General features: G+C 46.2%; 32 protein-coding genes. 6 read left to right on the plus strand and 26 right to left on the minus strand.

The genetic code is table 11. The features are described from left to right. Positions 1-82 precede the first annotated feature (82 nt). The 6 genes from MHI30_RS11375 to msrA all read right to left on the minus strand — a co-directional run bounded on the left by MHI30_RS11375 (position 83) and on the right by msrA (position 3,846). Positions 83-1,012: an MFS transporter gene (locus MHI30_RS11375; RefSeq protein ID WP_237562600.1), complete on the minus strand. Its 930-nt coding sequence runs from the start codon at positions 1,010-1,012 to the stop codon at positions 83-85. Continuing rightward, entirely contained in the window at positions 909-1,316 is a 408-nt protein-coding gene (locus MHI30_RS11380) for a hypothetical protein (protein WP_237562599.1), read from the minus strand. The genes MHI30_RS11375 and MHI30_RS11380 overlap by 104 nt, the downstream gene beginning before the upstream one ends. A gap of 138 nt (positions 1,317-1,454) precedes the next feature. After that, entirely contained in the window at positions 1,455-1,583 is a 129-nt protein-coding gene (locus MHI30_RS11385; RefSeq protein WP_003182774.1) for a YjcZ family sporulation protein, read from the minus strand. 80 nt (positions 1,584-1,663) lie between these two features. Then, a complete protein-coding gene (locus MHI30_RS11390; protein WP_081379925.1) occupies positions 1,664-2,431 on the minus strand; it encodes a GNAT family N-acetyltransferase in 768 nt (255 codons plus the stop codon). 442 nt (positions 2,432-2,873) lie between these two features. Further along, positions 2,874-3,314 carry a peptide-methionine (R)-S-oxide reductase MsrB gene (msrB, locus tag MHI30_RS11395; RefSeq protein WP_075754189.1) on the minus strand — a complete coding sequence of 147 codons (441 nt, stop codon included), beginning with the start codon at positions 3,312-3,314 and terminating at the stop codon, positions 2,874-2,876. Next, positions 3,301-3,846, minus strand: a complete 546-nt coding sequence (gene msrA / locus MHI30_RS11400) for a peptide-methionine (S)-S-oxide reductase MsrA (protein WP_065643839.1) — start codon at positions 3,844-3,846, stop codon at positions 3,301-3,303. The genes msrB and msrA overlap by 14 nt, the downstream gene beginning before the upstream one ends. A 356-nt stretch (positions 3,847-4,202) precedes the next feature. Here msrA and MHI30_RS11405 point away from each other — a divergent pair, with 356 nt between their 5' ends. Both MHI30_RS11405 and MHI30_RS11410 read left to right on the plus strand, forming a co-directional pair. Continuing rightward, positions 4,203-4,637: a MarR family transcriptional regulator gene (locus MHI30_RS11405; protein WP_020451863.1), complete on the plus strand. Its 435-nt coding sequence runs from the start codon at positions 4,203-4,205 to the stop codon at positions 4,635-4,637. Positions 4,638-4,702: 65 nt separating this feature from the next. Next, positions 4,703-4,954 carry a hypothetical protein gene (locus tag MHI30_RS11410; RefSeq protein WP_020451864.1) on the plus strand — a complete coding sequence of 84 codons (252 nt, stop codon included), beginning with the start codon at positions 4,703-4,705 and terminating at the stop codon, positions 4,952-4,954. A 49-nt stretch (positions 4,955-5,003) separates the two neighbouring features. Here the strand turns inward: MHI30_RS11410 and MHI30_RS11415 are convergent, their stop codons facing one another. Next, positions 5,004-6,092 (minus strand): diguanylate cyclase, encoded by a 1,089-nt coding sequence (locus tag MHI30_RS11415; protein WP_075754187.1) that lies wholly within the window; start codon positions 6,090-6,092, stop codon positions 5,004-5,006. Between the two features lie 120 nt (positions 6,093-6,212). Next, positions 6,213-7,544 carry an MATE family efflux transporter gene (locus tag MHI30_RS11420; RefSeq protein WP_075754185.1) on the minus strand — a complete coding sequence of 444 codons (1,332 nt, stop codon included), beginning with the start codon at positions 7,542-7,544 and terminating at the stop codon, positions 6,213-6,215. A gap of 96 nt (positions 7,545-7,640) precedes the next feature. Between MHI30_RS11420 and MHI30_RS11425 the strand changes: the two genes are divergently transcribed. After that, positions 7,641-8,345, plus strand: coding sequence for a DUF4397 domain-containing protein (locus MHI30_RS11425; RefSeq protein WP_075754183.1), 705 nt, complete (start codon positions 7,641-7,643; stop codon positions 8,343-8,345). A gap of 95 nt (positions 8,346-8,440) precedes the next feature. Here the strand turns inward: MHI30_RS11425 and ypmT are convergent, their stop codons facing one another. The 7 genes from ypmT to ilvA form a co-directional block, all read right to left on the minus strand. Continuing rightward, entirely contained in the window at positions 8,441-8,641 is a 201-nt protein-coding gene (gene ypmT / locus MHI30_RS11430; RefSeq protein ID WP_020451868.1) for a protein YpmT, read from the minus strand. 31 nt (positions 8,642-8,672) lie between these two features. Then, positions 8,673-9,245, minus strand: coding sequence for a YpmS family protein (locus MHI30_RS11435; RefSeq protein ID WP_075754181.1), 573 nt, complete (start codon positions 9,243-9,245; stop codon positions 8,673-8,675). A 9-nt stretch (positions 9,246-9,254) separates the two neighbouring features. Continuing rightward, positions 9,255-10,007, minus strand: a complete 753-nt coding sequence (locus MHI30_RS11440) for an SGNH/GDSL hydrolase family protein (RefSeq protein ID WP_025811267.1) — start codon at positions 10,005-10,007, stop codon at positions 9,255-9,257. Between the two features lie 143 nt (positions 10,008-10,150). After that, positions 10,151-10,741, minus strand: coding sequence for an SCO family protein (locus MHI30_RS11445; protein ID WP_033155119.1), 591 nt, complete (start codon positions 10,739-10,741; stop codon positions 10,151-10,153). An 8-nt stretch (positions 10,742-10,749) separates the two neighbouring features. Then, positions 10,750-11,592: a DegV family protein gene (locus tag MHI30_RS11450; RefSeq protein ID WP_025811265.1), complete on the minus strand. Its 843-nt coding sequence runs from the start codon at positions 11,590-11,592 to the stop codon at positions 10,750-10,752. Positions 11,593-11,741: 149 nt separating this feature from the next. Next, positions 11,742-11,993: a YpmP family protein gene (locus tag MHI30_RS11455; protein ID WP_025811264.1), complete on the minus strand. Its 252-nt coding sequence runs from the start codon at positions 11,991-11,993 to the stop codon at positions 11,742-11,744. 92 nt (positions 11,994-12,085) lie between these two features. After that, on the minus strand, positions 12,086-13,354 hold the full coding sequence (ilvA, locus tag MHI30_RS11460; protein ID WP_075754179.1) for a threonine ammonia-lyase IlvA: 1,269 nt from the start codon (positions 13,352-13,354) through the stop codon (positions 12,086-12,088). A gap of 232 nt (positions 13,355-13,586) precedes the next feature. Here ilvA and MHI30_RS11465 point away from each other — a divergent pair, with 232 nt between their 5' ends. Both MHI30_RS11465 and MHI30_RS11470 read left to right on the plus strand, forming a co-directional pair. After that, positions 13,587-14,588 (plus strand): sigma 54-interacting transcriptional regulator, encoded by a 1,002-nt coding sequence (locus MHI30_RS11465; protein WP_075754177.1) that lies wholly within the window; start codon positions 13,587-13,589, stop codon positions 14,586-14,588. Positions 14,589-14,603: 15 nt separating this feature from the next. Next, positions 14,604-15,245 carry a hemolysin III family protein gene (locus MHI30_RS11470; RefSeq protein ID WP_065643827.1) on the plus strand — a complete coding sequence of 214 codons (642 nt, stop codon included), beginning with the start codon at positions 14,604-14,606 and terminating at the stop codon, positions 15,243-15,245. A gap of 40 nt (positions 15,246-15,285) precedes the next feature. Here the strand turns inward: MHI30_RS11470 and MHI30_RS11475 are convergent, their stop codons facing one another. The 11 genes from MHI30_RS11475 to MHI30_RS11525 form a co-directional block, all read right to left on the minus strand. Then, entirely contained in the window at positions 15,286-15,909 is a 624-nt protein-coding gene (locus tag MHI30_RS11475) for a hypothetical protein (RefSeq protein WP_065643826.1), read from the minus strand. 15 nt (positions 15,910-15,924) lie between these two features. Beyond that, entirely contained in the window at positions 15,925-16,413 is a 489-nt protein-coding gene (locus MHI30_RS11480; protein ID WP_075754175.1) for a dihydrofolate reductase, read from the minus strand. Between the two features lie 363 nt (positions 16,414-16,776). Beyond that, the gene (locus tag MHI30_RS11485; RefSeq protein ID WP_065643823.1) at positions 16,777-17,325 is read right to left on the minus strand and encodes a phosphatidylglycerophosphatase A; all 549 of its coding nucleotides are present in this window, start codon (positions 17,323-17,325) and stop codon (positions 16,777-16,779) included. A gap of 15 nt (positions 17,326-17,340) precedes the next feature. Continuing rightward, positions 17,341-17,943, minus strand: a complete 603-nt coding sequence (locus MHI30_RS11490; protein ID WP_065643822.1) for a YpjP family protein — start codon at positions 17,941-17,943, stop codon at positions 17,341-17,343. A gap of 271 nt (positions 17,944-18,214) precedes the next feature. Further along, the gene (locus MHI30_RS11495; protein WP_075754173.1) at positions 18,215-18,985 is read right to left on the minus strand and encodes a class I SAM-dependent methyltransferase; all 771 of its coding nucleotides are present in this window, start codon (positions 18,983-18,985) and stop codon (positions 18,215-18,217) included. A 36-nt stretch (positions 18,986-19,021) separates the two neighbouring features. After that, positions 19,022-19,456 carry a BrxA/BrxB family bacilliredoxin gene (locus MHI30_RS11500; protein WP_065643820.1) on the minus strand — a complete coding sequence of 145 codons (435 nt, stop codon included), beginning with the start codon at positions 19,454-19,456 and terminating at the stop codon, positions 19,022-19,024. Positions 19,457-19,544: 88 nt separating this feature from the next. After that, on the minus strand, positions 19,545-21,221 hold the full coding sequence (gene ilvD / locus MHI30_RS11505) for a dihydroxy-acid dehydratase (RefSeq protein ID WP_075754171.1): 1,677 nt from the start codon (positions 21,219-21,221) through the stop codon (positions 19,545-19,547). Between the two features lie 343 nt (positions 21,222-21,564). Beyond that, positions 21,565-22,701, minus strand: a complete 1,137-nt coding sequence (locus MHI30_RS11510; protein ID WP_075754169.1) for a conserved virulence factor C family protein — start codon at positions 22,699-22,701, stop codon at positions 21,565-21,567. 30 nt (positions 22,702-22,731) lie between these two features. Next, on the minus strand, positions 22,732-23,403 hold the full coding sequence (locus MHI30_RS11515) for an HD domain-containing protein (protein WP_075754167.1): 672 nt from the start codon (positions 23,401-23,403) through the stop codon (positions 22,732-22,734). Continuing rightward, entirely contained in the window at positions 23,391-23,870 is a 480-nt protein-coding gene (locus MHI30_RS11520) for a glutathione peroxidase (RefSeq protein ID WP_075754165.1), read from the minus strand. Before MHI30_RS11520 ends, MHI30_RS11515 begins: the two co-directional genes overlap by 13 nt. Positions 23,871-23,885: 15 nt before the next feature. Beyond that, entirely contained in the window at positions 23,886-25,565 is a 1,680-nt protein-coding gene (locus MHI30_RS11525; RefSeq protein WP_075754388.1) for a formate--tetrahydrofolate ligase, read from the minus strand. 151 nt (positions 25,566-25,716) lie between these two features. On the opposite strand from MHI30_RS11525, the gene metA reads away from it, so the two are divergent. After that, positions 25,717-26,625, plus strand: coding sequence for a homoserine O-succinyltransferase (gene metA / locus MHI30_RS11530; RefSeq protein ID WP_011198058.1), 909 nt, complete (start codon positions 25,717-25,719; stop codon positions 26,623-26,625). Positions 26,626-26,806: the final 181 nt, after the last annotated feature.

Consider the following 26,806-nt stretch of genomic DNA (forward strand, 5'->3'; position numbering starts at 1 on the left):
TGGTTGATTTCGGAGCGATCGCCGTTAGTTGTAAACAAAAAAATAAAAGGACATGTCCTTTTATTTTTCCAAGCGCGCTTATTCACATTGACGTTTTGTCCTGCAAAGCAACTGTTTCCTTCGTCTGTTTTTCCCATAAATAAAATGATCTCATCATCGAAAACGCAGCAAACGGCGCGGGCAGTGCGACGATGAGAAATAAATATTCGGGACTGACGGCATCCGACAACATCCCCGCGGCCGCATAGCCGAGCGGCATAAAAGAGCTGTTAACCGCAAAAAAAGCGCCCAGCGACCTTCCTCTGTTTTCACCTTCCGTTACCCTTTGCAAGTAACCTTCAATATAGATGTTGACTACGCCGCTGATCATTCCGATGACGATCAAAATCGCGGCGCCGAGCACGACATGATCAATCCAGCCGAGAGGCGACAAAAGCAGGCCGAAAATCAGCATTAAAGCGGGCACAGCTGCTTTTGCGTGCTCCGGTTTTGCGATAAAGGACAAGAAAAGCGCCGCAGACAGCGTCCCGCACGCCCAAAATGATTGAAAAGCGCCGCCCAGCCAAGCCTGATCTTTTATTAATAGCGAAGTCCAAATGACGATATATATTGGAAAACCGCTGAATACAAGCTGCTGTATGCTCGTCCCATACAACAAATACTTGAGCGGCTTATTTTGAAACAAGCTTGTAAAACCGCTGAACAATTGTTTGTTTGTAAAAGGAATACGCTTTTGGCTGCCCCTTTTATCTATGATTCTCCACTCCAAAAAGATGGACAGGAGGGAGAGGCTTCCGCACAGCACCCATAACCAGCCGAAATGCAGAAAGGAAAACAGAACCCCTGTGACAAGCGGAACGATCACTTGGATAAGCTGTGTGATCACTTCTTGAAATGCGATACCTTTTTCAATTTGTTCTTTTCTCAATGTATCCGGCAAGAGCGATCTTGCAGCAGGTTCGATTGCGGTCAAACATGCCGATACAATCGCCCTTGCAACCGCCAGTAACATAACTGAACTCATGCCTGACAGCCAAAAATCCGATTATTAAAAATACAGTTGAAATGATCATATCTGAAGCCGCAATCAATTTCCCCCTGTGAAACCTGTCGGAAAGCCAGCCTGTAAACGGCGATATCAAAATTGAGACAGTCAGACCGATGCCAATCACGACGCTTCCCGAAAGGGCGCTTCCGGTTTCAGATAGAGACCACCATACCAATGAATAATAGAAAAGAACCGAACTAAAGAGCGATAAAAATGTTCCAGACCACAGTCTGAAAAAGTCCCTTTTTATGACCCAAGCATATTTCAAAGTTTCTCCCCCGTTTGTCCGATATTTTCACCTCATGATTATATTACATATATATGTAAAATTTTACAATGAAAACAAAAAACCTTCCGGATGGAAGGCTTTGTGAGCATGTCAAGCGACCGGGCGTAGGGCTTTTAGCTAGCAAATGAAAGCCGCACCGACAATGATGAGCAAAATAAAGAGGACAACGATGAGCACAAATGTGTTTCTGCCGTGAAACCCGTAGCCGTATCCTCCAGTAGGACAGCAATAATGGGAGTAATGCACAGGCTTATCATCCTTTCGTATAAAGTCTACACCCCAGCCTATGCAGGCCAAGTCCCAGTTGGTATGTGCACCTGCCTACTTTATTCGAACAAATATTTAAATATCGTTGTGAGCTTTTCCTCCTGCTGAAAACCCAGCTTTTCATAAAACGTTTTCACCTGATCGCTTCCCGAAGTCACAAGATAGCACGATTCCATGCCCGATTGTTTGGCAGCGGCGAGCATCTGCTTGATAAGGCCAGATCCATAGCCTTTTCGCTGGTAAGGTTCCAAAATGGCGACTTCCTCGATTTTAGCAACGTTTTCGTCCTGATCGAGATAAAGTTCGGCACATCCAATCGGTTCTCCTTCTTCCGAATAGCAGACACACAGCTGAATGATGCCTTCCTCGTAAAAAGGATACTTGCGCAGCAGCTTTTCTTTCGCAAACGCTTCATTGATCGACAAAGAATCATAAGCCTGCATGATGCGGCAGCCGTCACTGAGCGATTTCTTCGTCCCCCATTCTGCCCGCACAGGGGAAACTCCTTTCCAATCTGCAAGCCGGATCGAATAAAACAATTCTTCATCAAGAATGTATCCAAGATCAAAGAGCGACTTTTTCATTGTGAAAGGGAGATCGCGGTTAAAAGAGCTTTTCACATGAATATAATTTCGTTTTAATATATCGGGTACCCGAACGAGCAGGGAGTACAGCTCTGTCAGCGGAAATTCGTCCTGCAGCTGCAGAAAATGAGATGAAAACATTTGCGGGATCTGGTCATCTGTGTATAGATGATAATGCGGCTCAATTTTTTTGCTGCATGTCAGCATTAAATAACGGTCTTCTGTGTTTGAAATGGATGTCACAACGGCTGCCTCTTTTCTCAAGATGTTCTATCATAATGTTTTTCGCTTTCAGAGCAGAAAATCCTCTAAAAAGATGACTCTTTGAAAGAAAGGATCATCTGAACATGCGGCTCTTCTCAGCTTTCTTCTCCGGATTTCTTGCGTTTTTTCATAGACGAGTTTCTTCCACATGATATGGAAGTTCATAAACCGCTTTAAATTAACATTTTTCCTTGTTTGTATTTCGTGGGATGTTAACGGATTTTTCGTAACAAGTTTCAAATTTTTATTGTTTGCTGGGTATCCTCACGGCAGTCTTCATGCCGCTTTACTTTATCAATAGAAACTACTCGACTTTTTCGCTCGGAGTATGCAATTCCAAATTCGGAGATAAAAAAGCCCTCTCTGCTTTGTGAGAGCAAAGAGGGCAGATCCTTGATAATTTATTGAGCGCCTTTAAGACCTATTTTTCACGTTCAAACAGCTTGACATATTCGCCGTACCCTTCTTTTTCAAGGTCATCCTTCGGCACAAAACGGAGGGCTGCTGAATTGATGCAATAGCGCAGGCCGTCCGGTCCGGGGCCGTCCGGGAACACGTGTCCAAGATGGGAATCGGCAGATTTGCTTCTCACCTCAGTCCGAACCATGCCGTGTGAAGTGTCAAGTTTTTCTTCGATCTCCCCGGAATCGACCGGTTTTGTGAAGCTTGGCCAGCCGCAGTGTGCGTCAAATTTGTCAAGCGATGAAAACAGCGGTTTTCCCGACACGATGTCGACATAGATTCCGTCTTCGTGCAGATCCCAGTATTCGTTTTGAAATGGAGGCTCCGTCCCGTTTTTCTGCGTCACTTCATACTGCATCCGGGTCAGCTGCTTCAGCCGTTCTTCTTTATTGTTCGTCATGCTTTCGCCCCCAATGCTGTTGTAAAAATCCTTCTCTGCCGCTTCCGATCCGATACTGTGTGTAGCGTTCAGGATGCTTTTTATGATAATCCTGATGATATTCTTCAGCCGGATAAAATGGCCCGGCTTCCAGAATGTCGGTCGCGATCGGATCTTTAAAGATGCCGCTTTCTTCAAGCTTTTTCTTCGATTCCTCAGCGAGTTTCCGCTGCTTGTTATTATGGTAAAAAATTGCTGTCCGGTAAGACTCGCCGCGGTCTGCGAATTGTCCTCCGCTGTCAGTAGGATCGATTTGCTGCCAGTAGAGTTCCAGCAGTTTTTCGTATGGAAAGACATCGGGATCAAACGTGATTTGCACCGCTTCCCTATGTCCCGTTGTATTGCTGCAAACCTCTTCATAGGTCGGATTTTCCGTATGGCCGCCGGTATAGCCGGATTCGACTTTTATAATGCCCGGCTGTTCGTCAAAAGGCTTGACCATACACCAAAAGCAGCCTCCGGCAAATGTGGCGAGTTCTCGTTTTTCAGCCATCTGTTCTGCCTCCTTCTCTTCAACATTTGCTGGGAATCATTATACCACATCATGCTCATTTTTAAGCCTGCTCCCGCTCATCGCAAAATCAGCCGCTGCCTAAAAAGAAAAAATGACAATAATATGTCATTGCTATCACCAAATTCTAAGAAACAGCAGTATTCATCTATCATTGTCATGGGCCGTTGTTCAATTGATGGTCAAATGAACTAAAAATCTTCTGAAACATACACTTGAAAAACGAAAATTATGGTATCATAGTGATATCATGTTCATGAAAAATAATATTCATGCTGATTCGGTCATTCCTTTTTAAAAAAAGCTGAAATTTGCTACTTATATGGAGGGGCGAAATTTTGAAAGTTAGAGAACAAATGATGTATGATATGGAAGCACTGCTTCGCACAGTATTTAAACAGATACGTGATGAAATAAATGAGCTGCTCGAAAAAGAGATGTCCCGCAATGAATTCATGATTCTCCGCCTGCTGAGCGAGCAAGGTCCGAAGAAAGTCACGGAGTTTGCAACGATTTTAGGCGTTTCTGCGAGCCATATCACAGCTGTAACCGATGCGTTGGTTGAAAAAGGATGGATCACGAGAGTCCGGTCAAAAGAAGACAGACGGATCATCAAAATCCATCTGACAGACGCGGGAAAAGAAATTATCAGATATTTTGAAGAAAAGAAAACGGAATATTATTTCAAGCGGTTCAGCAGCTTCAGTGATGAAGAGCTGAAAACGCTGATTGAACTGTTCAGCAAATTGGACAAAAAAAGGGAACAGCGCTAATCCGGGTTTTACATAAATTGGCCCGAATCTGTGCACCTTAATTCAAAAAAGAGGTGTACTGACTTATGACAGCTCCTTATCTTTGTCCAAACTGCAAAACAAACCGAACACGGTTCAACTTAATCGAACAGTCCCCAACATCCGTTAAGATTGATCCGGCAACAGGGGAGATCATGGAAACGTATTCAGATGACGAGCTTTCTCCATTTCACCTGCCGTACAGCGGTCCCGCCATAAAAGTGCAGTGCGGCGCGTGCGGATTAATTGAAGATGAAAAGACTTTTATCAAGCTTGCCGAATTCGATAAACGCACCTAACAAAGACAGGATAGATGGACATCGTTTCATCTATCCTTTTTCGTACAGCTTAAAGTGATGTGCACACCCGGTTTCTCCCAAGGTGTTTAGCCCTGTACAAACATTGGTCGGCTTTTTCAATCAACTCGTCCGTACTGCGAATGACCTCCGGAAATGCCGCAACCCCAATCGAAACGGTAATATGAATCTTTTTAGAATGAGAAATTGAAAAAGTGTGTGTCTCCACTTCCTTGCGTATCCTTTCAGCGATCTCTGCAGCCTGCGAATGGGAACTGTTCGGCAATATGACCGAAAACTCTTCTCCGCCGTTTCTTGATACGATATCTTCCGTACGCGTTGACTTTTTTAAAATCGTTCCCAGTTCTTTTAAAATCACGTCTCCGTTTGAATGTCCGTATGTATCATTAATCGTTTTGAAATAATCGATATCGATCATAAGCAAAGACAGTTTCTCGTTCTTCTCCATTGCGTTTGAAATATGAGCATTCCATATCGCATCAAAATGGCGGACATTATTCAATCCCGTTAAATAATCAATCGACGATTCCTCTTCATACTTTTTTAACAGAAAATGAGATTTTTTTAAATATGAGACGACATATACTGATGTAAATCCGCCGATAGTAGATAAAATCCAGAACCAGATCATTAAAATTTTCACTAAATGGAAATCATGGAGGAGCATCAAGATCACAATTGAAATCGCCACATTGGCAAAAATGACTAAAGCAAATGTCTTTCGATAAGTGTCAGCGTCTTTATCCATGACCCTGAGGATGAGATAATATCCCATGAATATAACGATCATTCCTGTGAGCGCAGCAATCGAAGATGTATTCCCCCCGTAAACAAATCTTCCTCCTATAATCAGCAGAGAACAAATAAAGGCCGGAAAGGCGCCCGTAAATAAAAACAAAATCATGACGGGCACATAACGCAAATCAACGAGCGTCTCATCGGTTGCCTGGATCGAAAAGAACATGAGCACATTTCCGAGCAACCCTCCCATGACGCCGTCAATCCAATCAAGTTGTTTATTAGTAGCTTTTCGGGAAAAAATATTCCACTTTAGCTGAGTGTAAATAAAGAGCGAAGTTATTAAAATGCACAAATTCAAAAATAAATCGATTAAAAACATGACAAGCCCCCAACACCAAACTCATTTTATATTGTATATATCGTCAATTATTAAGACGTTAAAAGCATTTTTGTTTCTTTGCTTCAGATACCCGGCGGGAGGCACTTCCGGGGCTTGCTTTCATTTTTCAAATAAAACGAGGTGCTTCCACTTCGCGTAGCGGTAATATAAAAACGCAGTCAGGCTGCTCAGCATAAAGCTCATTCCAATGCCAAGGGCTATGCCGTTTTCGCCAAGCCACTTTGAAAATAAGTATGTAAACGGATAACGCAAAGCCCAAAAAGAAATCACGTTCAGCACCAAAATTTGAAACATTGCGCCGGCTGCCCTTACAACACCGTTTAACACAAAGTTAATCCCGATAAACGGATAGAAAAAAGCGATCGTTTTTAAATATTCTTCCCCGAATGCGGCTGAATCGGCTTCCGAAATAAACAGCCTGACCGCATGATAGCCTGTCAGAAATATCGCGGTGCTGACGGCAGCCATAAACAGCAGAACATAAATGACACCGTAATGAGCGATTTTTTTCGTACGCTCCATATCGCCGCTGCCGACGGTTTGGCCAGCCATACTGTTGACAGCAGTGCCGATGGCCATCGCCGGGAGAATCAGCAGGCTGTCAAGCCGCTGTACCGCGCCAAATCCTGACACGACACGTTCTCCAAATGAATTGACAACGCTCATAATTGCCATCGAGCCGCCTGAAATCACCATCATTTGCAAGCCGGCAGGCACTCCGAGCTTCAAAATGACGGACGTCTCTTCCAGCGACGGAAGCGCCGGCTTTGAAAATGGAACAAGCCGCTTTCTCACCGTATAGACCACACCGTAAATGAAAGCAATCCCTTGGGAAATGACGGTTGCATAGGCCGCTCCTGCAATTCCGAGGTTGAATACCGAGATAAACAGCGGATCCATGAACAGGTTCAGGATGACGGCCAAGAGGACGAAACGCAAAGGTGTTTGACTGTCACCGACCGCCCTTAACACTGTACTGATGAAATTATAGCCGAATAAAAATATAATCCCGATAAAATGAATGCTCAAATAGCTTACAGCCAAATCCATCATATTGCCGGGCGTTTGAAGAAGCGAAAGCAGAGGCTCTGTGAAAAAATAGCCGATAACCCCGAGCAATACGCTCATCGCCGTCATCAGAACGACAAACGCGTTGACATATGAAGCAAGTCCCTTCTTATCCCCTTTTCCTTTTTGCTGCGCAAGAATCGTCAGTGCCGCATTGTTGACGCCTAATACGAACGACAGCACCGTAAAGAAAACCGTCCCTGAGACGGCCGCAGCACCGAGAGCTTTTGCTCCGAGCAGATTTCCGACCCACAAGCTGTCAACGAATTGAAATGAAATCTGCAAAAGATTGGCTAAAATGATCGGGCCAGAAAAAAAGACCAGCTGTTTAAACACATTTCCGTATGTAAAATCCGTTTTCATTGTTTTCTCCTTTTAAACTGTCGTCTTGATCGCGATGTGACCGATGGCTTCGCAGCCTCATATGATGTCAGAAAGCATGAAAAGGGGCGTGACAAGATGTTCTCTACAGATCATGATGCCCGTCAAATGGCGGAAGGTTTTCGGTGGAACTGCTGCCATCTTCCGCCTGCAGAGGCGCCCTTTTATTTTCGAAACGGCGGAAAAGCAGCGATGATCAGACTGCTCCACGCGGCTCCTCACACCGACAATCTCGACGTATTCGTAAACGGAATATCCGTTTTTCAAAACATCTCCTATACAGATTTATCTTCTTATGTCCGGTTTCCTGCCGGCCGTATTCAAATCGATGTTTTCCAAAGAGGCAGGGCGCGCGGTCCCATACTGACGGTACAGTATCACCTGATCCACGGCGGGTACTGCACGGTTGCCGTTACAGGCACAGCCGCAAAGCTCGTTTCCGTCGGAATGTATGACCAGCCTGCGGCTGATCCGGAAAGCCGCAGCATCCGATGCGTCCATTTATCGCCGGACTCCCCCGCTCTTGACTTTGCAGTGCAAAACGGACCTGTCCTGTTTTCCGGTGTCCCCTTTCAAACGGTCACCCGGTACATCCAGGTGCGTTCACAGAAAATCGACATGGAGCTAAAGGCCGCCGGTTCAACAGCGGTCCTGCTGAAGGTCCCGAAAATCACGCTTCACGCCGGGGAATCCGCAACTTTGTATGGTCTCGGTTTCGTCAACGGCTCCCCTTCTCTCACAATAAAAGCGGCGCCGTTTCCTGCCAAAGCTCCGCCTTCATAGCGAAAAAAAAGAGACCTGATGTCTCTTTTACAGTCTGCTGAAGCATGGACAACAAAATCCTAAAACGGTCTCATGTTTTAGGATTTTGCCGGCAATTATTGATTGTGATGGTCAGTTTTTTTATGTTTTTTTGCATCTAGGGTAAAGATCATAATGCTTAAAAACAACGCACAATACCCGATGTTCAAATACATCTTGTCCATGTTTTCATCGATGAAACTGAAGGCGGCGAGGCCGCCGAAGTACAGTGAAAACAACATAGACAGCAAGCTGAAATATGTGTAGATACGTTCCATATGTTCACCCCTGTAAATCCCGCTGCACGATCTATGAATCTGTTTGTGCAGGCTGATAATAAACAAATTCGATTTGATCTTTTTCTAAATCAATGTCTTTTGCTTTCACATACATTCCGTTTTTAAGCGGCATCTCTGACAGACGGACTTGAATTTCTTTAGCGTCCGAACGAACGTGTACAAAATCAGGAAGATCATAAAATTGATCCATGTAGTTCAGCACCATCGATATCGGAACATTTAACTTGCCGATCGAAAATCTCGTCACGTCAAGAACCACATCTCCGTTTTTTTCCACTGTCGGCCGAAAGGACACCTTCGCATCGACTGTCGAGGAAAAGGCGCGGATCGCACCGACGATGTGGAATTCATCATCGATTTCGATTTGATAGTCAAGATCCGGTGAAGACTCCTTTTCCAAATACGTGTTGATGAATGCGGCCAATGACTCTTTCGTGCTCGTCACGTTCAATTGGTATTCGCTCGGAGTCGGCCGCGACGGTTCCTTTTGACCGCCGGGCATGAATACGAGAATGAAAATCCCGGCAAGTATGATGAGGTTGACTGCTGCTAAAATTAAAAATAAGCTCTTCCATTTCTTCATTTTTTCACCTTATTCTGCTGAGGGGTCTTCGTTTTTAATTTGTTCGTAAACGCGTTTCGCTATTAAAGAATACCCGTATTGATTAGGATGAAACTCATCTTTTGCAATCTTCTTTTCATCGCTGTATTCCTCAAAAATATCAGCAATATCCGCCATTTTCGTATTGGAGACCTTTTTCAGGCTTTTTTCTGCGCCTTCATTCCATTCGTCTACGACTTGGTCAATTTCCCTCAGTTCAGACAGCGTAAACTTAAATGGATTATACATGCTGACATAAATCAATTCAGCGCTGGCGTTTTGCTCTCTGATTTCCGCTAAAATATTCGAAAACCGCTTTTCAAACAGTTTTTGTTCAACGCGGAAAGGTGTGAGCGTTAAGTGCGCGAAGTTTTGGCGGACGACTTTCATCAGGTCGTTGCCCCCGATTGTAAATAAAATGTAGTCTGCATCTTTCAGGCCCTCTTGTACTTCTTTTTCTTTTAATCTTTCAAGCAGCTGATCGGTCCGGGAGCCTTTAACGGCATAATTTTTGACCGTTACGGACTTCACATCTCTCCGGCTTTCAAGCTCGTCGGCCACCATGCCGACATAGCCTTTCTTTTCTTGATCGCCTACCCCCTCTGTCAGAGAATCGCCCACTGCTGCAATCACGATATCGCGCTTAGGGGAGACCGATGTTTTTTCAACGCCCGCATTCCATTCCGTACAGGCTGAAAGCAGACAGACGAGGGCCATCATGACTGTTATAAACCGTATGTTCAAAAATGATGCCCCTTCCTTCTAGATAACCTAAAAAAAAGTGTACCATGTTTTGATTCTTTTGAAAATGATTTGACAGGTGTTAAAAAAAGCCTGTTTTCCGGTGGTCAGGAAGCAGGCTTTTAGCGGCAGGCCGCCCGTTTTTATCAACGGTTTTCCAGCGTCTTAATATCGGCGATGATTTCATCGTACGGCGTATCTTTTGCACCGTCATAATCCTTGACGACTTTGCCGTTTTGATCGACTAGATAAAATGACGATTGGTGAATCACCTGATCCTCATCTTCAGGTTTTTTCACGATTGCTTTAAAGCTTTTCAGCGCAAATTTTTCGATTTCCTCCTGCGAGTATCCGGTTAAAAAATCCCAGTTTTGAAAATTGAGCGGATAGTTGGCCGCAAATTTCTTCAATTTTTCAGGCGTATCATTTTCGGGGTCAACGCTGAATGAGACGATGCGGGCCTGCAGGTTTTCCTCTTCCATTTGTTTTTGCAGTTCAGCCATATGTGAAGTCATCGGCGGACAGATCGTTTTACAGTTCGTAAATATAAAGTCGGCCACCCACACCTGGCCTTTTAAACTTTCAAGAGACACCGTTTTCCCGTCTTGATTTTGAAAAGAAAAAGATTGTACGTCATAGTTTAAAGAATTTTCAATCTTGCTAGTTCCGCAGGACGAAAGAAACACTGTGAGTATACCTGCAAGGACAATGCCAAAAACGTTTTTCAATCCTTCCATCCCCTTTTTCAATCGGTGTAAAAGGTAAAACCGATCGCTCCTTTTCCGGTATGAACCGAGATAATCGGCGTTGTGTATGAAATATCAATATCGATTCCCGGGATATGTTCAAGCAAAGAGTCTTTCAGCCTATGGGCAAGGTCGAGTGCATCGGCATGGGCGATTCCGATCGCCTGCACCGTCCTTCCCTTCACCGCGGAAAGAAATTGACCAGTTAAATAACGGATAAGCTGACTGCTGCTCCGGACATTTTTTTCAGGCGTATAGATTCCGTTCTCGAGCCTCGCGATCGGCTTAACCTTGAGCAATGAGCCGATCAGCGCTTTTCCTTTCCCGATGCGGCCGCCTTTGATCAAGTTATCAAAATGATCAATTGTCACGTAGAGGGATGTCCGGTCGCGCAAGTTCTCCAGGTCATTTACAATCGCTTCGGCCGTCATTCCCTCTTCGGCCAGCAAGGCGGCCCGCAAGACCTGAAAGCCGAGGCCTTTTGAAATATACATGGAATCAATCACCGTAATGTTCCCGTCGACCATGTTTGAAGCGCTTACAGCCGTCTGGTATGTCCCGCTCAATTGGCTTGAGAGATGGATGCTGATCACTTCGCTTCCGTCAGCGGTCAGCTCTTCGTACAGTTCGATAAAAGCGCCTAAAGGCGGCTGTGAACTTTTCGGGAGTTCTGCGGCGCTCTCCATTTTCTCAATAAATTCGTCCGGCTGAATATCGAACCTGTCTCTGTAAACAATGCCGTCGATTGATATCGAGAGCGGGAGAACGGAAATATGATATTCTCTGAGCAGTTCTTCGCTCAAGTCAGCTGTTGAGTCCGTTACAATTTTAATGCTTGTCAATTCCCTTCACATCCTGTCGGTTCAAATGGTGAATTTCCTAGTGAGGCCAAATCGGCATGAAAAATTCTTTGCCGGCCGAATGCCGTCTTCCGCCCTTTTCAAAGCGGATTTGGCTGTCTTCATGGGCCGGCAAAGAATGCAATCAATTCTTATGCATTATGCTTCAATTCTTCCTGTTGATAAATGGCGAGGTAATCCTGCCATTTCAATGCTCTCTTTAAGTAGTCCCTAAAGGAGTAGACATTTTTTTTCCGCTTTGAACAATAGAGCGTCTTTAAAAAGATTTCGAGCCTCAGACTGGCCATAAAAAAATGCGGGTCGTCCTCCTTCAGCACGGGTATTTCCGTCACCTTCACCTTCTGTCCATCCGAACGTTTGAACTCCAGGCTTTTAAGTAACAAGCTATCAATCCTCATTTATGAGATATTTTCTTTATTATACATAATCTCAGGAGCCGTTGTCTGTGATTTATGCGTGTTTTCAAAAAAATTTCTTAAATCAGCAAATGAAAGAGCCCTTCATCTTTATTCACTTCGACATAGCGGAAGCCTTTACGGTCCATTCTCGCAATCAGCGGCTCATAGTCTTCGCGCTGCTTCAATTCGATGCCGACGAGCGCAGGGCCGCTGCTTTTATTATTTTTCTTCGTATATTCAAACCGGGTGATATCATCGGTCGGCCCGAGCACTTCATCTAAAAATTCGCGCAAAGCTCCCGCCCTTTGCGGGAAGTTCACGATGAAATAATGCTGGAGTCCTTCATACATCATTGATCTGTCTTTGATTTCCTGCATTCTGCCGATATCGTTGTTTCCTCCGCTCACAATGCATACGACATTTTTCCCTTTAATTTCATCCCTGTAAAGGTCTAAAGCGGCGATCGGCAGCGCTCCCGCAGGCTCGGCGACAATCGCGCATTGGTTGTACAGCTCAAGAATCGCGGTGCATACCTTGCCTTCGGGAACGAGCAAAATATCATCTACAACGGTTTCAAGCGTTTTAAATGTCTCTTCGCCGATTTTCTGCACGGCGGCTCCGTCTACAAATTTATCGATTTTCTCGAGGGTGACGACTTCGCCTTTTTTGTTTGACTCAAATAGAGCCGGCGCGCCTTTGGGCTCAACCGCGATCAGCTTTGTATCCGGGGATACGTTTTTCATGTAGGTTCCCACTCCTGAAAGCAGGCCGCCTCCGCCTACGCTTGCGAATAAATAATGGGGTTCTGTTTCGATATCGTTTAAGATTTCGACCGCAACCGTTCCCTGGCCGGCCATGACGGCAGGATCGTCAAACGGGTGGATAAATGCCCGTTTTTCTTCCTCGCAGCATGCGACTGCGCTTTGATATGCATCATCGAACGTGTCGCCTGTCAGGATGATCTCGACGTATTCCTTGCCGAACAATTCGACTTGAGAAATTTTTTGCCTCGGAGTCGTCGACGGCATAAAAATCTTTCCGTGAATACCGAGATGTTTACAGGAAAAAGCGACCCCCTGCGCATGGTTTCCTGCACTGGCGCAGACGACCCCGTTTTTCGTCGTTTCTTTTGAAAGCTGCTTCATTTTATAATAGGCGCCTCTCAGTTTAAAAGAGCGGACAACCTGCAGATCTTCTCTTTTTAAATATACGTTGCAATCGTACCTCTCAGAGAGCCTCTCATTTTTTTGGAGGGGGGTATGAATGACAACATCTTTTACATTTTGATGGGCTTTTAAAATGTCTTTGACTTGGATGAGAGAGTTTTCTTTAAGCAACGGTTTCATGTATAAGATCCTTTCTGTATAAAGCTTTATTTAATACGCCATTATATCATGAATATTCAAAATTTAAAGGGCAATTCTTTGTTATTTACAGAATATTATACACTTTCTCGATATATACGGAGTTCTTTTCGATTGTTAATGTGCAGCCAAATACACTTTTTTTCAAAAAACTCTTTATTTGTTCTAATTGGGTGTTATAATAGAACCAATTAGAACCAAAAGGAGATCCGCCATGATTAAACACACGTATCCGTCCGTAGGGTTCTCCGAGCTGATCGGGGAATGCGATTCCTTTTTGCAAACGAAAAACAGAGCGATACAATTTGCAGCCTCTTCCCATCCGATTCTGATTCATGGAGAAACAGGCACAGGTAAAGAGCTGTTCGCCAAAGCCATTCATTCCGGATCATCTTTCAAGCATGATCCCTTTACACACGTAAGCTGCAGCACGCTGAATGAAGATGAAGCGGCTGAAGACTTTTTTCTTTCAGAGATGAATGAATCCGGAACCTTGTTTCTCGACGAAGTGTGGGGGCTTTCCTTGCCTCTCCAGGGCAAGCTTTTGGCAGCCATTGAAAAAGGGATGGCAAAAAGACTGATCGCCACCTCAAGCGTGCCGCTCGGTGAACGGATTGAAAGCAGCGAATTCCGCAAGGATTTGTACTACAGGCTCAATGTGCTCGACCTTCCGCTTCCCCCCCTTGCTGAACGGCGAAGCGACATCCCCCTTCTCGTGCATCATTTTGTAAAAAGCGGGGATCATGACATATATGTCGAACCGGTCGTTTGGAAGGCTTTAGAGCAGCATGAGTTTGAGGGGAACGTCAGAGAACTCAAAAACATGACGGATTATATGAAAACCGTCTCAGACGGGAAAACGATTCAGCTTTACGACACTCCGCCGGCGTTAAGAGAACAAATCGAAAAGAAGAAGCCAAAAGACAAAAAAACGGCTTCAACATCACTGACTTTAATGGAAAAAGAGGAGTTTGCGTTTTTGCTCGATGCAGTCAAACAATTAAATGAAAAAGGAGAGCCTGCCAGCCGCAGGGTTCTGTCTGAACTGAGCAAAAACGGCAAGTCGGAGCTTACCCCCCAGCAAGTGCGCAGCAGATTGGATTATTTGGAAAAAAGAGAGTTTATTACAAAGGGCCGCGGAAGAGCCGGGACAAAAATCACGCTTGAAGGCCTCCGCTTTTTAAGCTCTTTAAAGCATCACATTATTCAAGATTAGAAAGGGTGACTTGGTATGTACACGATTAAAGAAGAAATTGCGAATGCAATAACCCATGGACTCGGCGTTCTCCTCTCCATACCCGCCATCGTATTTTTGGTGATATTTGCGATCCGCTACGGAAGTCCGGTGGATGTTGTCAGCTTTTCGATTTTCGGCGCTTCCATGCTGTTCCTGTATTTAAGTTCGACCCTTCTGCACAGCATTCAGCACAAAAAAACGAAAGATATTCTTGAGATCATCGATCACTCAGCCATCTATGTACTGATTGCGGGTACATACACACCGCTGCTCCTCGGACCTTTGAAAGGCGCGCTCGGCTATACAATGCTTGCGGTTGTCTGGGGGCTTGCGATTGGCGGAGTTGTATTTAAAATTTTTTTTGTGAAACGGTTTATCGTGGTCAGCACGCTGGTGTATCTCGTGATGGGCTGGATGGCGATCATTGCGATCAAGCCGCTTTATACGGCCTTGACCGGAGAAGGATTCGCCCTGCTGCTCTTAGGGGGAATATTGTATTCCGTCGGAACGATCTTTTATTTATGGAGAAAGATCCCGTATCATCATGCGATTTGGCACACTTTCGTACTCGGCGGCAGCGCCTCCATGTTTTTCTGCGTACTTTTCTACGTGGCAAAGGTGCCGTTTGTATCATAAACGGCGAAAACCAGGCTTCCTTTACGGGAGCCTGGTTTTTTTATGCCTGAAGCTGTTTGTTTTCGGTCAGGACGTAAGCCTGGTGGATCGTCAAGTCGATATCAGCAGGCCTCAGCCTCTTGAACAACTTGCCTTTCTTCATGTCTTCCGTACCGGCTGTTTCGACTGCAACGATCGGAATGCCGAGCCTTTTGGATAAAGATTTGTAATCGAGCCCGTCATCTTCAGACAGAATAAAGCTTTGGCCTTTCCTGATGATCTCTTCCACTTTTTCAAGTGATGCTTCCTTGTCGGCGCTTTTTTTGACCGCGGCCATTTTATTGAGCCAGCCGCTGAGCAGCGGATAACGAAAGGCGCGCGGATCAGCAAAAAACGAAGCCGTTTTATCAAGGTGTCCGAGCAGCACGGCGAGCTCTGACAGGCCGAGCTTTGGATGCACGTAAAGGACGGGCCCCGCCGGGGATCTTCCGTTCTGATGGATGGAAACGGTCGAACCGGTTAAGCCGATGCACCCCCGCAAAAAAGCTTTCGGCTTATCAAAGACAGCTTCCATCTGATTGGCATACGAAAGGCGCGGGTCAAGTGTCTGCAGCGCCTGCAGGAGCTTGATATGCTTGATGAACATATAGGCTGAATAAACCCATAAAAAACAATAGCGAAACATGAAAAACCCTCTCCTCTATCCTTTTCTTTGATAAACGAGGAATTCGTAGTCATAAGGATTTTTGTCATCTTTCAGGCCTTTCCGCCTCGAAACGATTTCCCATTCGGCTTCGCTGAATTCAGGGAAATACCGGTCCCCTTCAAAGGTTTCATCGATTTTTGTCACATACAGCTTGTCCGCAAAAGGCAGAATCTCCGCGTACAGTGTTGAACCGCCGATGACAAAACATTCTTCATTTTTGTTTTTCGCAAACCGCACCGCTTCTTCTGCCGAGTGCATCACCTGACAATTCGGGATATCCAGTTCTTTATTGGATGTAACGATGATGTTCTCCCGGTGAGGCAAAGGTCTGCCGATGGATTCAAACGTCTTTCTCCCCATGATTACGGCGTGTCCTTTCGTCACCTCTTTAAAATACTTCAAATCCTGCGGCAGATGCCATGGCAGATCATTATCTTTGCCGATCAGGCGGTTTCTGTCCATGGCGGTAATCAATGAAATCATTAATTTAAAGCCCCCTTATGATGTTTGTAGCGAAATAAAGCCGGATGATGCTCATCTCTTTGTGTGATCATCTGTGAACATGATGCATGTAGATGGAGGTTAAAGCTGTGATGAGAGGAAACCTTTCTTTCTTCGAGGTTTTCATTCTGATCAGGCCGCCCGAATGCATTGGTGTCATTCCCCGTTTTGTTCAATTCCGGTTCTCTAACATATGACGGCATATATCCGCATGATGTTTCATTTTTTTCATCCTTTTGTAGTGTATCTTGTTTAACCTTTCGAAAACAAGATATTTTTCGAGAAAAGGTTTAAAATATGCGGCATAAAAAAGTCCCCGCCTGATGGCGGGGACGGCCGGATCTTTCAGCGGCTATTCGCAACGCTCTGTCCGTCTGTTCTCTCTTCCTGCACTTCATCCTCAAGATCCTGATGCGAATGGGCAATTCGGCTTGCAGCAGCTGCCGCCAAGGCAGCGACGATATCATCAAGGAACGTGTGAACCTCATCGTCCGGACAGTCGTCCAGTTCTTTAATGATGCCGAACTTTTCTTTATCCAGATAGCCGAAGTTCGTCAAGCCGATCGAACCGTAGACGTTTACGATGGAAAGCGGAATAATCTCGTCGATTCCGTAAAGGGGTTCATCCGTTTCGACCAAATATTGAAGCGGTTCAGGCAATAGCTTTTTCTCGGCAAGCTGGTCAAGCGCTATCCCCGTTAACACGGCATGAACGATTTCCCTTTTGTTTAAGACCTTTTCGACATTCTCAATGCATACTTCAAGCGACAGATCAGGATGGTATTTTTCCTGCAGCTTTTGTACGATCAGCGCGATATCCTCAATCGTAACCCCGCGCTCATTCAGCATATTTTTCGTTATGTGCACCATTTCATTCATCGTATACTTCTTCATCTGCATCAATCTCCTTTAGTGGCTCATCCAGTTAGGCGGTGTATTGCGGTCCCAGTAAATGCTTCCGAGATCGTGATGTTTTTGAAAGCCGTCTTCGGCAGTATGATAATGAAAGTTAAACCAGTACCCTTTATGCGGCGGCTTGTCCCTGCGCACATGGAATCTCAGCACATCTTCCCCCGTTTTCCGGTTGTAAACGTGGAAAATTCTTTCCGACTTCCCCGCCGTCGGCGTTTTGGAAATGACGAGATCCTGGTAAGCGTCATTGTCCTGCATTGTCATGAGATGGCTGACGATGATCTCCTCGACCTTTGGAAGCACTTCTTCCCTGTACTCGTCTTCAATGACCGGCGATATCCTGCTGCCGAATTTTACGAATGACAGATCTTCCGCTTCATTGAGCAGTTCGTCCTTGTAAGTGTTAAATGAAGATCTGGATTCGCTGTCTTCTTCAAGTTCGGGCTCTTCCTGCTTTTGATAAACAGCTGTATACCCGGATTCTTTCACGCTCTGATGCTCCTGCGGCTTGTCCGCCATTAATGCAGCAGGAGGAGATACAAGGCCGAACGTTGCAATTGTAAATAATGCGACAAGCGCTTTTCTCATCCACATCTTCATGACTGATTAGTCCCCTTCTGATCGCTTTCTCGTTTTCTCTTATTCTATCATAGGTTGAATTTTCAGTCATTCATAAAGTGGCAGTGCAGAAAAACAAAACGCCTTTTCTTTTGCCGATAAAACGTTTACAATCAAAGATGAAAATTCCAAAACTGGGAGTGATCGTTCATGGTTGAAGGTCTTTTTATAGCCGCTTCATTGATTACCCTCGCTTATTTTATCGTCATGGAAATCGCAGATTAAAAAATCCCAAGGTGTATACCTTGGGATTTCATCTTTCGAGGACACCGTAATGAAACAGGGCTGTTTTTCGTTTTTTTACGGAAAATCCGTATTTTTCAAAGCGCGGACTCTTCCAGTGGTCTTTCAGGACCACTCTTTTTCTGGCGACCCGAAGGGCTTCATGTAAAGCACCGTCAAGCGTAAATTCGGAATGCGCCCACTTTCTTAAAGGGGCGATGCCGTCTGATTCTTTGATTCCAACATCAAACATCGGGTCAAAGTAGACGATATCTGCTGAATCATCATCAAGTTCCAGCAAGTAATCAATGCTGTCGCCGGAATGAACCCGAATCCTTTTCATCGCCTGATCCAAAGCGTCAAGGCCGGTCTCCCACGATTGAAGCCCCGCCTCGACAAGAAAAGCGAGGAGCGGGCTTTTTTCAATTCCGCACACCTCGCCTAGTTCGCCTGCGGCAAGGCTCGCAATGATCGCGTCTGATCCAAGACCGAGCGTACAATCGAGCAGCTTGTCTCCCGGTTCAACTTGTGCAGCTTCGACAAAAGGGTCCGGTTCGCCCCTTAACATGCGCTTCGCCCGGAACATTGCAGAGTTCGGATGGAAAAAGAACTTTTCACCCTCTGAATGATACAGCTCAAAGCGCTCTTTTCCAACCACGAGAACATCATCCTGCTCTGTTTGCCGGATCTGGCGAATCGGCCGTTTTCTCCGTTCGGAAAAGCGGGCGCCGAGCGTCCGGCTGATTTTTTCCGCCGTTAAAACCGTGCTTTCAGTCGGTCTGTAGCTTGTTGTGACAATCATGTTTTTCTCCGTAAAAAATGCCCTTCAAAGGGCATTTTAGCAATGTTTTTCAAAAGCATCTGTAATGTTTTTCATAATCTCCGTCATTTCACGGCCTTCAATCTGTTCACGCGGAATGAAATGAACGACTTCTTTGCCTTTCAGCAGTGCCATTGAAGGTGAAGACGGTTCATATCCTTCGAAGTATTCCCGCATTTTTGCCGTTGCTTCGCGGTCCTGTCCGGCAAAAACTGTAACGGTCTCGTCAGGCCCGTTTTCGCTTCCGGAGACGGCCTGAACGGCTGCCGGTCTCGCCAGTCCGGCGGCACATCCGCAGACTGAATTGATGACGACGAAAGTCGTGCCTTCTGCACCTTCCATGAAAGTCTCAACTTCTTCCGCAGTCGATAACTCTTTAAAGCCGGCCTGCACCAATTCCTGACGCATCGGAAGAACGAGCTGGCGCATGTATTCTTCATAAGCTGTTGACATATTAAAAAGCCCCCTCTATAAACCTTGACTACTGATGTCAAGGATACTACAGCGGGGGCTGAATTTCAAACACCGAGCGAAAAAACCGCTAGATTTTCATAATGCCTCCGGTATTGGCAGATGTCACCAGCTTTGAATACCGGGCGAGATAGCCTGTTTTCACTTTCGGTTCAAATCCGGGCCAGTTTGCTTTTCTTTTTTCCCATTCTTCATCTGAGATTTCGATGTTTAAAATCCGCTTTTCGATATCGACAATGATATGGTCGCCGTTTTCTACGAAAGCAAGCGGGCCGCCTTCGGCTGCTTCTGGCGAAACGTGGCCGATCGAAAGACCGCGGGAGGCTCCGGAAAAGCGGCCGTCAGTAATTAAGGCGACTTTCGGACCGAGGCCCATTCCGACGATCTGCGAAGTCGGTGCAAGCATTTCAGGCATTCCCGGTCCGCCTTTAGGACCTTCATAGCGGATGATCACGACATCTCCCGCTTTTACTTTACGGTTGATGATACCGTCAAGCGCTTCTTCCTGCGAGTCAAAGACAACCGCAGGTCCTTCATGACGGGTAATCCCGTCTTGGACGCCGCCGGTTTTAATGATCGCTCCGTCAGGCGCCAGGTTGCCGAACAGGACGGCGAGTCCGCCTTGCTCTGAAAACGGCTGATCGATCGGATGAATGACCTCGTAATCCGTCACTTCGCGCCCGGCAATATTTTCGCCAAGCGTTTTTCCCGTTACGGTCAGCGTATCCAAGTGAAGCGCGCCTTCTTTTTTCGACAGCTCGTTTAAGACTGCTGATACGCCTCCAGCTTCATGCAAATCTTCAATAAACACATCGGAAGCCGGCGCAAGCTTTGATAAATGCGGAACCCTTGCCGCTACCTCATTGATCCGTTCAAGCGAGTAGTCTACCCCCGCTTCATTGGCGATCGCAAGCGTATGGAGGATCGTATTCGTTGATCCGCCGAGCGCCATGTCTAAAGCGAACGCATTGTCGATCGCTTTTTCGGTCACGATGTCGCGCGGTTTGATATCCGACTTGATCAGCTCCATCAGCTGGCGGGCCGACTGTTTGGCAAATTCCCTTCGGTCGGGCGATGTCGCCAAAATGGTGCCGTTACCCGGCATAGCGATGCCAAGAGCTTCAGAAAGGCAGTTCATCGAGTTGGCCGTGAACATGCCCGAGCATGATCCGCATGTCGGACAGCCAAACTGTTCAAGCTCCTCAAGCCCTTTCTCATCGATCTTGCCTGATTGATAAGCGCCAACGCCTTCAAATACAGAGGAAAGCGAGATTTTCCGTCCGTCGCTCGTTCTTCCCGCTTCCATCGGTCCCCCGCTGACAAACACGGTCGGAATATTGATCCGCATTGCTGCCATGATCATGCCCGGCGTGATTTTATCGCAATTTGGAATACATACCATTCCGTCAAACCAGTGCGCTGATACAACCGTTTCCACTGAATCGGCGATGATTTCGCGGCTCGGAAGAGAATATCTCATTCCGATGTGCCCCATCGCAATTCCGTCGTCGACCCCGATTGTATTAAATTCAAACGGAACACCGCCGGCCTCTCTGATCGCCTCTTTGACGATTTTTCCGAACTCCTGCAAATGGACATGACCCGGTACGATATCGATATATGAGTTACATACGGCAATAAACGGTTTGCCGAAGTCCTCTTCTTTTACTCCTGCCGCGCGCAGCAAACTGCGGTGCGGCGCTCTGTCGATCCCTTTTGTAATCATGTCACTGCGTAAACCTGTCATCGTGATCCTCCTAAATATCTTCGTATTTACATTCTATATTTTCTGAATATTCAGTTTTAAAAAACTGTCTGTTAACCGCTTGCCGGACTGATCCGCAAGATGACGGCTGTTTTGATCTTCATCTGTAAATCATTCCCCATGAATCAGAACCTCCACATTCCATATGATTGCTAACTACTATATATATTTTCAGCGTGTTTTTCAACAATATTCGAAATATTTTTATAGAAAAAGTGATATTTTATAACAAGATGCGTGACTTTTTTCAAAATTCCCGGATGGATCGCCGCTTCGGAACGAAGAGCTTAAGGCATCAAAAAAGACGCTGTTTCCAGCGTCCTTGTCAGCCGTCTTTTTTGCGGCTTTCCGTCATTTGCTTCCATACGGAGCCTTTCGCTTCTTCACCGTATTCGATCCGTTCGATCGCCATTTTGACTTGAAGGCTGACTTCAAATTCGGGATCGTTTTCAGCTTCTTTTAAAGCGGGAAGCGCGCTCTCATCGCCGACTTCGTACAGAAACATGGCGGCTCTCCAGCGCACAAGCTTGCTCGGGTCCTTGAGCGCTTTGATCATTGCCGGAATCGCTTCCGGGTTTCCGATGTCTGACAGACAATCACCGGCTGTTCTTCTGACCGTGATCGTTTTGTCTTCGAGCGCTTGATATAAAAGAGGAAGCACCGCAGGCGTTTCGATCATGCCCAAATAAACGACAGCAAGCCTTCTGATCGATGTTTTCGGATCCTTGAGTGCTTTTTCGAGTACTGGAATGTCCTTTTCATCCGGGTCCATTTGTTCTAGATGGGCATAACGTTTTTGCCAATCTTCCTCATCCATCATTTCAAGCGTTACCCGGTAAGACTTTCGCTGCACAGCCGCGCGTTTATCCTCAGCATCGCTTGATGCGGCTGATTCCGTCAGCTTCCGCAGGCGCTCCTCATCGTAAGCCGCCTCAAGCTCTTCCGTTACTTCACGGCCGATTTCTGAAAAATCGCCAAATCTGACGCCTTGCTCTTTCCATGACCGTTCGAGCACGACGTTGGAAGACGCGGTTTTAAGCTTCAAGATCGCTTCCTGGAAACGTTCCGGAAGGCCGAAGCGCTCCTCGCGCTCGCCGTCGGTCAATTTCACCTGCATCGGTATCCCGCTGAACATTTGCACGAAGACTTTAACCTCACCGAACGATTCCTTTTCTTCGGAACGGGCCCCCGCCTCTTCGGCTTCGTCCATTCCGAAGGCAGCGCGCACAGCAGGGAGGATGTCTTTCCAGTCAAATCTCGCATTGCGCTCGACAGCGATAAAATCGGCCACATGGTAGACGCCTTTTACTCCGTCTATGTTTAAAACCTCTTGGATGACGGGAGGCGCGCCTTCCGCATGGTCCTTTTTATAATTATTGCTTTTTCCGCCCGGCAGTTCTTCGGTCAAAATCACCTTCATTGTATTCGGGCTCGGTGTCGGTTCTATCGATTTAATTTTCATCATTGTCCCCCTCTGTTAAAAGATCCGGTCTTATTCTACCATAACCCCCGGCCCTGATCTATCAAGGCGGCTTTCTATGGAGAAGGCGCATTCATTTTCCAGTTCGCCGAGAAAGTCAAGCATCAGCTGATGCCTTTTTTCCGCGAGCATCCGTCCCGTCTTTGTATTCATCAAATCTTTTAAAAGGAGAAGCTTCTCGTAAAAGTGGCCGACAGCAGTAGGGGCATTGGCGCTCCCATAGAGGAGATGGCCCTTTGCCCCCGCATACATCAAAGCCCTGGCGATCCCGACAGCGCCGATCGCATCAAGCCGATCGGCATCCTGAACGGCCATACCTTCTTTTGAAAGGGGTTCATCTTTATATTTTTCTCTGTCTCTGAAGGAAATTCTTGTGATGATGGCGAGAATCCCGTCAACTGTTTCCGGATCGACCTTCCAGTCTTCTGACAGGCGCCTTTTCAGCTCCTGAAGCGGAACCCGGTGTTCATCGGCAAGCTTTACATCAATCACATCGTGGAGAAGGGCGCAAGCTTCGGTCATAAACAGGTCTGCACCCTCTTCTTTTGCAATCTGAAGGCTTACGTTCCGAACCCTTTCGATATGCAGCCAGTCATGTCCTGTGCCTTCGGCTGCGAGCTTTTTTCTTACCCATTCGGACATCAAGCGGATCTGTTCTGTTTGTTCCTGATTCAGCCGAGCCATTTCTGAATGGCCTCCTCCATCTCCTTTGGATTGGTTTGCGGTGAAAAACGCTCAACGTTTTCGCCAGTTTGATCGACGAGAAATTTTGTGAAATTCCATTTGACCGCTTTTGTTCCAAGCATGCCCTTCGCCTTGTTCGTCAAGTGGCGGAACAGTGGATGGATTTGATCTCCTTTTACATTCACCTTCGAAAACATAGGAAACGTGACACCGTAGTTTACGCTGCAAAATTCTTCAATGCTTTTTTCATCGCCAGGCTCCTGATTCATGAATTGGTTGCTGGGAAAGCCCAGAATCTCAAGCCCTCGGTCTTTATATGTTTCATACAAGTCTTGAAGCTGTTCATATTGAGGTGTAAATCCGCACTTTGAGGCCGTGTTGACGATGAGAAGCACTTTGCCTTTATACGGCCGCAGTGTCGTGTCCTCGCCTTTAATCGTCTTGACGCTGATATCGTAAATGGACATGACCGTCCCTCCTTTTTAGAATAAACCTTTGGCCCTGCCGTCTTCACCGACATCCATTTTAAGTGCAGCAGGACGTTTCGGCAGCCCGGGCATTGTTAAAATGCTGCCAGTTAAAGCGACGATAAATCCCGCGCCCCTCGATGGTTTTAATTCACGGACGGTGATGCTAAAACCTTTCGGCCTGCCGATTTTACCCGGGTCATCTGATAAAGAATACTGAGTTTTCGCCACGCAGACAGGCAGTCCGTCCAACCCGTTCTTTTTCAATTCAAGCAGCTGTTTTTTCGCCTTTTCGGTAAACTCTACCCCTTCGGCGCCATAAACGGTGCGGGAGATCTTGGCTAATTTGTCTTCGATCGAGTCGGTTAATTCGTATAAATAGGAAAACCTGTTGTCTTTTTGCTCCATGACATGAATGACTTCCCTTGCGAGATCAGTCCCGCCTTTTCCGCCCTCTTCCCAAACATTGCAAAGTGCAGCCGGATGTCCGTTGTCTCTGCACCAGCCAAGAACGGCCTCAAGCTCGTCCTCCGTGTCCTGTACGAATCTGTTGACAGCCACAACGTATGGAAGACCGAAGGCATCTATCGTTTCGATATGCTTCGCAAGGTTGGCAATTCCCCTTTTTAATGCTTCCAGGTCTTTTTGCTTCAAATCGGCGAGAGGCGTTCCGCCATGCATTTTCAGCGCTCTGACGGTGGCGACGATCACGACCGCCCCCGGTGTGAACCCGCCGGCTCTCGTTTTGATGTGCATGAATTTTTCCGCCCCCAAATCAGCGCCAAATCCCGCTTCAGTCACGACATAGTCAGCCAGCTTCGCAGCCGTTTTTGTCGCGATCAGACTGTTTGCCCCGTGGGCGATATTTGCAAACGGTCCTCCGTGGACGAGCGCCGGTGTTCCTTCAACAGTCTGAACAAGGTTTGGTTTGATAGCATCTTTTAACAGGAGGGCAAGCGCTCCCTGCACACCGAGCATGCCGGCCGTTACCGGCTGTCCGTCGACTGTGTAGGCGACGATCATCGAAGCCAGGCGCTTTTTTAAATCGGCCAAGTCTCTGGCCAGGCATAAAACGGCCATGATTTCCGAAGCGACAGTAATGTCAAAGCCGTCTTCCCTGGGAAATCCGTTCGCTTTTCCGCCCAGGCCGACAACGGTTTCACGCAGCGCCCTGTCATTGAGATCAAGCGCCCTTTTCCAGACGATTTTTCTGATATCGATGTTTAATTCGTTTCCCTGATGAATATGATTGTCTATGAAAGCCGCCAAAGCGTTGTTTGCAGCTGTGATCGCATGCATATCTCCCGTAAAGTGAAGGTTGATGTCCTCCATCGGAAGAACCTGGGAATACCCTCCTCCGGCAGCCCCGCCTTTCAAGCCCATTGTCGGACCGAGTGAAGGCTCCCTCATCGCCACGATCGATTTTTTGCCAATCTGCCAGAGCGCCTGGCTCAATCCGACGGTGACAGTCGACTTCCCTTCGCCGGCCGGTGTCGGGTTGATGGAGGTTACCAAAATCACCTGGCCATCGGGTTTTTCTTTCAAACGCTCAAAAATTTTCAAAGAAATTTTCGCTTTTGTGCAACCAAAACACTCTATTTCTTCGTCATTTATATTGAGTTTCCGTGCAATTTCGGTAATCGGTTTTAATTCCGTTCTTTGTGCGATTTCTATGTCTGATAAATGGGATTTCATTTGCAAGAGGAGCCTCCTTTTGGTTCATCACACGATGATTTTCCATATTTTTCACACACTTCTTTTATTGTAACACAATTCACACATTGAAATATCGCCAAAAAGTTCCTATAATGAAGAAAAATCAGCGGAGAAAACCGGAGGTGGCGTGTTGCCTATCAACATACCTATCAATTTGCCAGCAAAGCAGATTCTTGAAAGTGAAAATATTTTTGTCATGGATGAAAAACGGGCTTTTCATCAGGACATCAGACCTTTAAATATTGTGATTCTTAATCTGATGCCGCAGAAAATCAAGACCGAGACACAGCTGCTCAGGATGCTCGGGAATTCTCCTTTACAGGTATATTTCACTTTTTTAATACCGTCTACACACACGCCAAAACATACACCAAGGCAGCATTTGGAACAGTTTTATACAACTTTTTCTTCAATCAGGGACCGAAAATTCGACGGCATGATTATTACCGGTGCGCCGATCGAGCATTTGGAGTACGAAGAGGTATCCTATTGGGAAGAACTCCGGGAGATTTTAGACTGGAGCAAAACGCATGTCACGTCAACGCTTCACATCTGCTGGGGAGCGCAGGCGGGACTGTATCATCACTACGGCATTCGCAAAGTCAAACTGCCGAAAAAGACATTTGGCGTTTTTGAACACAGAATAATGGAGAAAAATGAAAGACTGGTCAGAGGCTTTGAAGAGTTCTACTATGTCCCGCACTCCAGGCATACAGATATCAATATGGATGACCTGAAAGCCGTTTCCCATTTAAAAGTGCTCAGCATATCCGATGAAGCGGGCGTCTGTTTAATTGCTTCAAAGGATGAAAAACAAGTTTTTTTAACTGGACATCCTGAGTATGATACAGATACTCTTAAAGAAGAGTATGAAAGGGATTTAGCCAGGAACATGGAGATTGATCCGCCGGTGAATTATTTTAAAGAAGGGCCGGATGGCGCGGTACCTGTAAACCGCTGGAAAGCCCATGCGACTCTTTTGTTCATGAATTGGCTGAACTACTACGTTTACCAGGAAACGCCGTATGAGTGGAAATGAAATTCTCATGCCCTGGTCTGATGCAAGACATTCAAAATGTGTTAAAATACAGTTGGGTTAGTCTTCCACAATGGGGATTCGGCTTTGCCGCGAAAGCGGGAATAATAAGGAACCCAGCGCTTTCCTGCCGATCCATACTTTAAAAATACCTTAATTTTTGTTCTTCATTTATAATTAAAAT

Origin of the sequence: Bacillus sp. FSL L8-0528, assembly GCF_038593085.1 — a bacterium.
Lineage (GTDB): Bacteria > Bacillota > Bacilli > Bacillales > Bacillaceae > Bacillus > Bacillus paralicheniformis.

Bases quoted from the DNA above. Each gene is read 5' to 3' on its own strand.
- MHI30_RS11515 (WP_075754167.1), bottom strand. From the start codon at position 23,403: ATGGCTCGGCTGAATCAGGAACAAACAGAACAGATCCGCTTGATGTCC.
- ilvA (WP_075754179.1), bottom strand. From the start codon at position 13,354: ATGAAACCGTTGCTTAAAGAAAACTCTCTCATCCAAGTCAAAGACATT.
- msrA (WP_065643839.1), bottom strand. From the start codon at position 3,846: ATGGCTGAAAAACGAGAACTCGCCACATTTGCCGGAGGCTGCTTTTGG.
- MHI30_RS11500 (WP_065643820.1), bottom strand. From the start codon at position 19,456: ATGTCAACAGCTTATGAAGAATACATGCGCCAGCTCGTTCTTCCGATG.
- MHI30_RS11465 (WP_075754177.1), top strand. From the start codon at position 13,587: ATGATTAAACACACGTATCCGTCCGTAGGGTTCTCCGAGCTGATCGGG.
- MHI30_RS11435 (WP_075754181.1), bottom strand. From the start codon at position 9,245: ATGAAGAAATGGAAGAGCTTATTTTTAATTTTAGCAGCAGTCAACCTC.
- MHI30_RS11445 (WP_033155119.1), bottom strand. From the start codon at position 10,741: ATGGAAGGATTGAAAAACGTTTTTGGCATTGTCCTTGCAGGTATACTC.
- MHI30_RS11410 (WP_020451864.1), top strand. From the start codon at position 4,703: ATGACAGCTCCTTATCTTTGTCCAAACTGCAAAACAAACCGAACACGG.
- MHI30_RS11485 (WP_065643823.1), bottom strand. From the start codon at position 17,325: ATGAAGAAGTATACGATGAATGAAATGGTGCACATAACGAAAAATATG.
- MHI30_RS11420 (WP_075754185.1), bottom strand. From the start codon at position 7,544: ATGAAAACGGATTTTACATACGGAAATGTGTTTAAACAGCTGGTCTTT.
- MHI30_RS11495 (WP_075754173.1), bottom strand. From the start codon at position 18,985: ATGATTGTCACAACAAGCTACAGACCGACTGAAAGCACGGTTTTAACG.
- msrB (WP_075754189.1), bottom strand. From the start codon at position 3,314: ATGACGAACAATAAAGAAGAACGGCTGAAGCAGCTGACCCGGATGCAG.
- MHI30_RS11475 (WP_065643826.1), bottom strand. From the start codon at position 15,909: ATGTTTCGCTATTGTTTTTTATGGGTTTATTCAGCCTATATGTTCATC.
- MHI30_RS11415 (WP_075754187.1), bottom strand. From the start codon at position 6,092: ATGTTTTTAATCGATTTATTTTTGAATTTGTGCATTTTAATAACTTCG.
- MHI30_RS11525 (WP_075754388.1), bottom strand. From the start codon at position 25,565: ATGAAATCCCATTTATCAGACATAGAAATCGCACAAAGAACGGAATTA.
- ypmT (WP_020451868.1), bottom strand. From the start codon at position 8,641: ATGGAACGTATCTACACATATTTCAGCTTGCTGTCTATGTTGTTTTCA.
- MHI30_RS11480 (WP_075754175.1), bottom strand. From the start codon at position 16,413: ATGATTTCATTGATTACCGCCATGGACAGAAACCGCCTGATCGGCAAA.
- MHI30_RS11490 (WP_065643822.1), bottom strand. From the start codon at position 17,943: ATGAAGATGTGGATGAGAAAAGCGCTTGTCGCATTATTTACAATTGCA.
- MHI30_RS11375 (WP_237562600.1), bottom strand. From the start codon at position 1,012: ATGTTACTGGCGGTTGCAAGGGCGATTGTATCGGCATGTTTGACCGCA.
- MHI30_RS11520 (WP_075754165.1), bottom strand. From the start codon at position 23,870: ATGTCCATTTACGATATCAGCGTCAAGACGATTAAAGGCGAGGACACG.
- MHI30_RS11425 (WP_075754183.1), top strand. From the start codon at position 7,641: ATGTTCTCTACAGATCATGATGCCCGTCAAATGGCGGAAGGTTTTCGG.
- ilvD (WP_075754171.1), bottom strand. From the start codon at position 21,221: ATGACAGGTTTACGCAGTGACATGATTACAAAAGGGATCGACAGAGCG.
- MHI30_RS11510 (WP_075754169.1), bottom strand. From the start codon at position 22,701: ATGAAAATTAAATCGATAGAACCGACACCGAGCCCGAATACAATGAAG.
- MHI30_RS11470 (WP_065643827.1), top strand. From the start codon at position 14,604: ATGTACACGATTAAAGAAGAAATTGCGAATGCAATAACCCATGGACTC.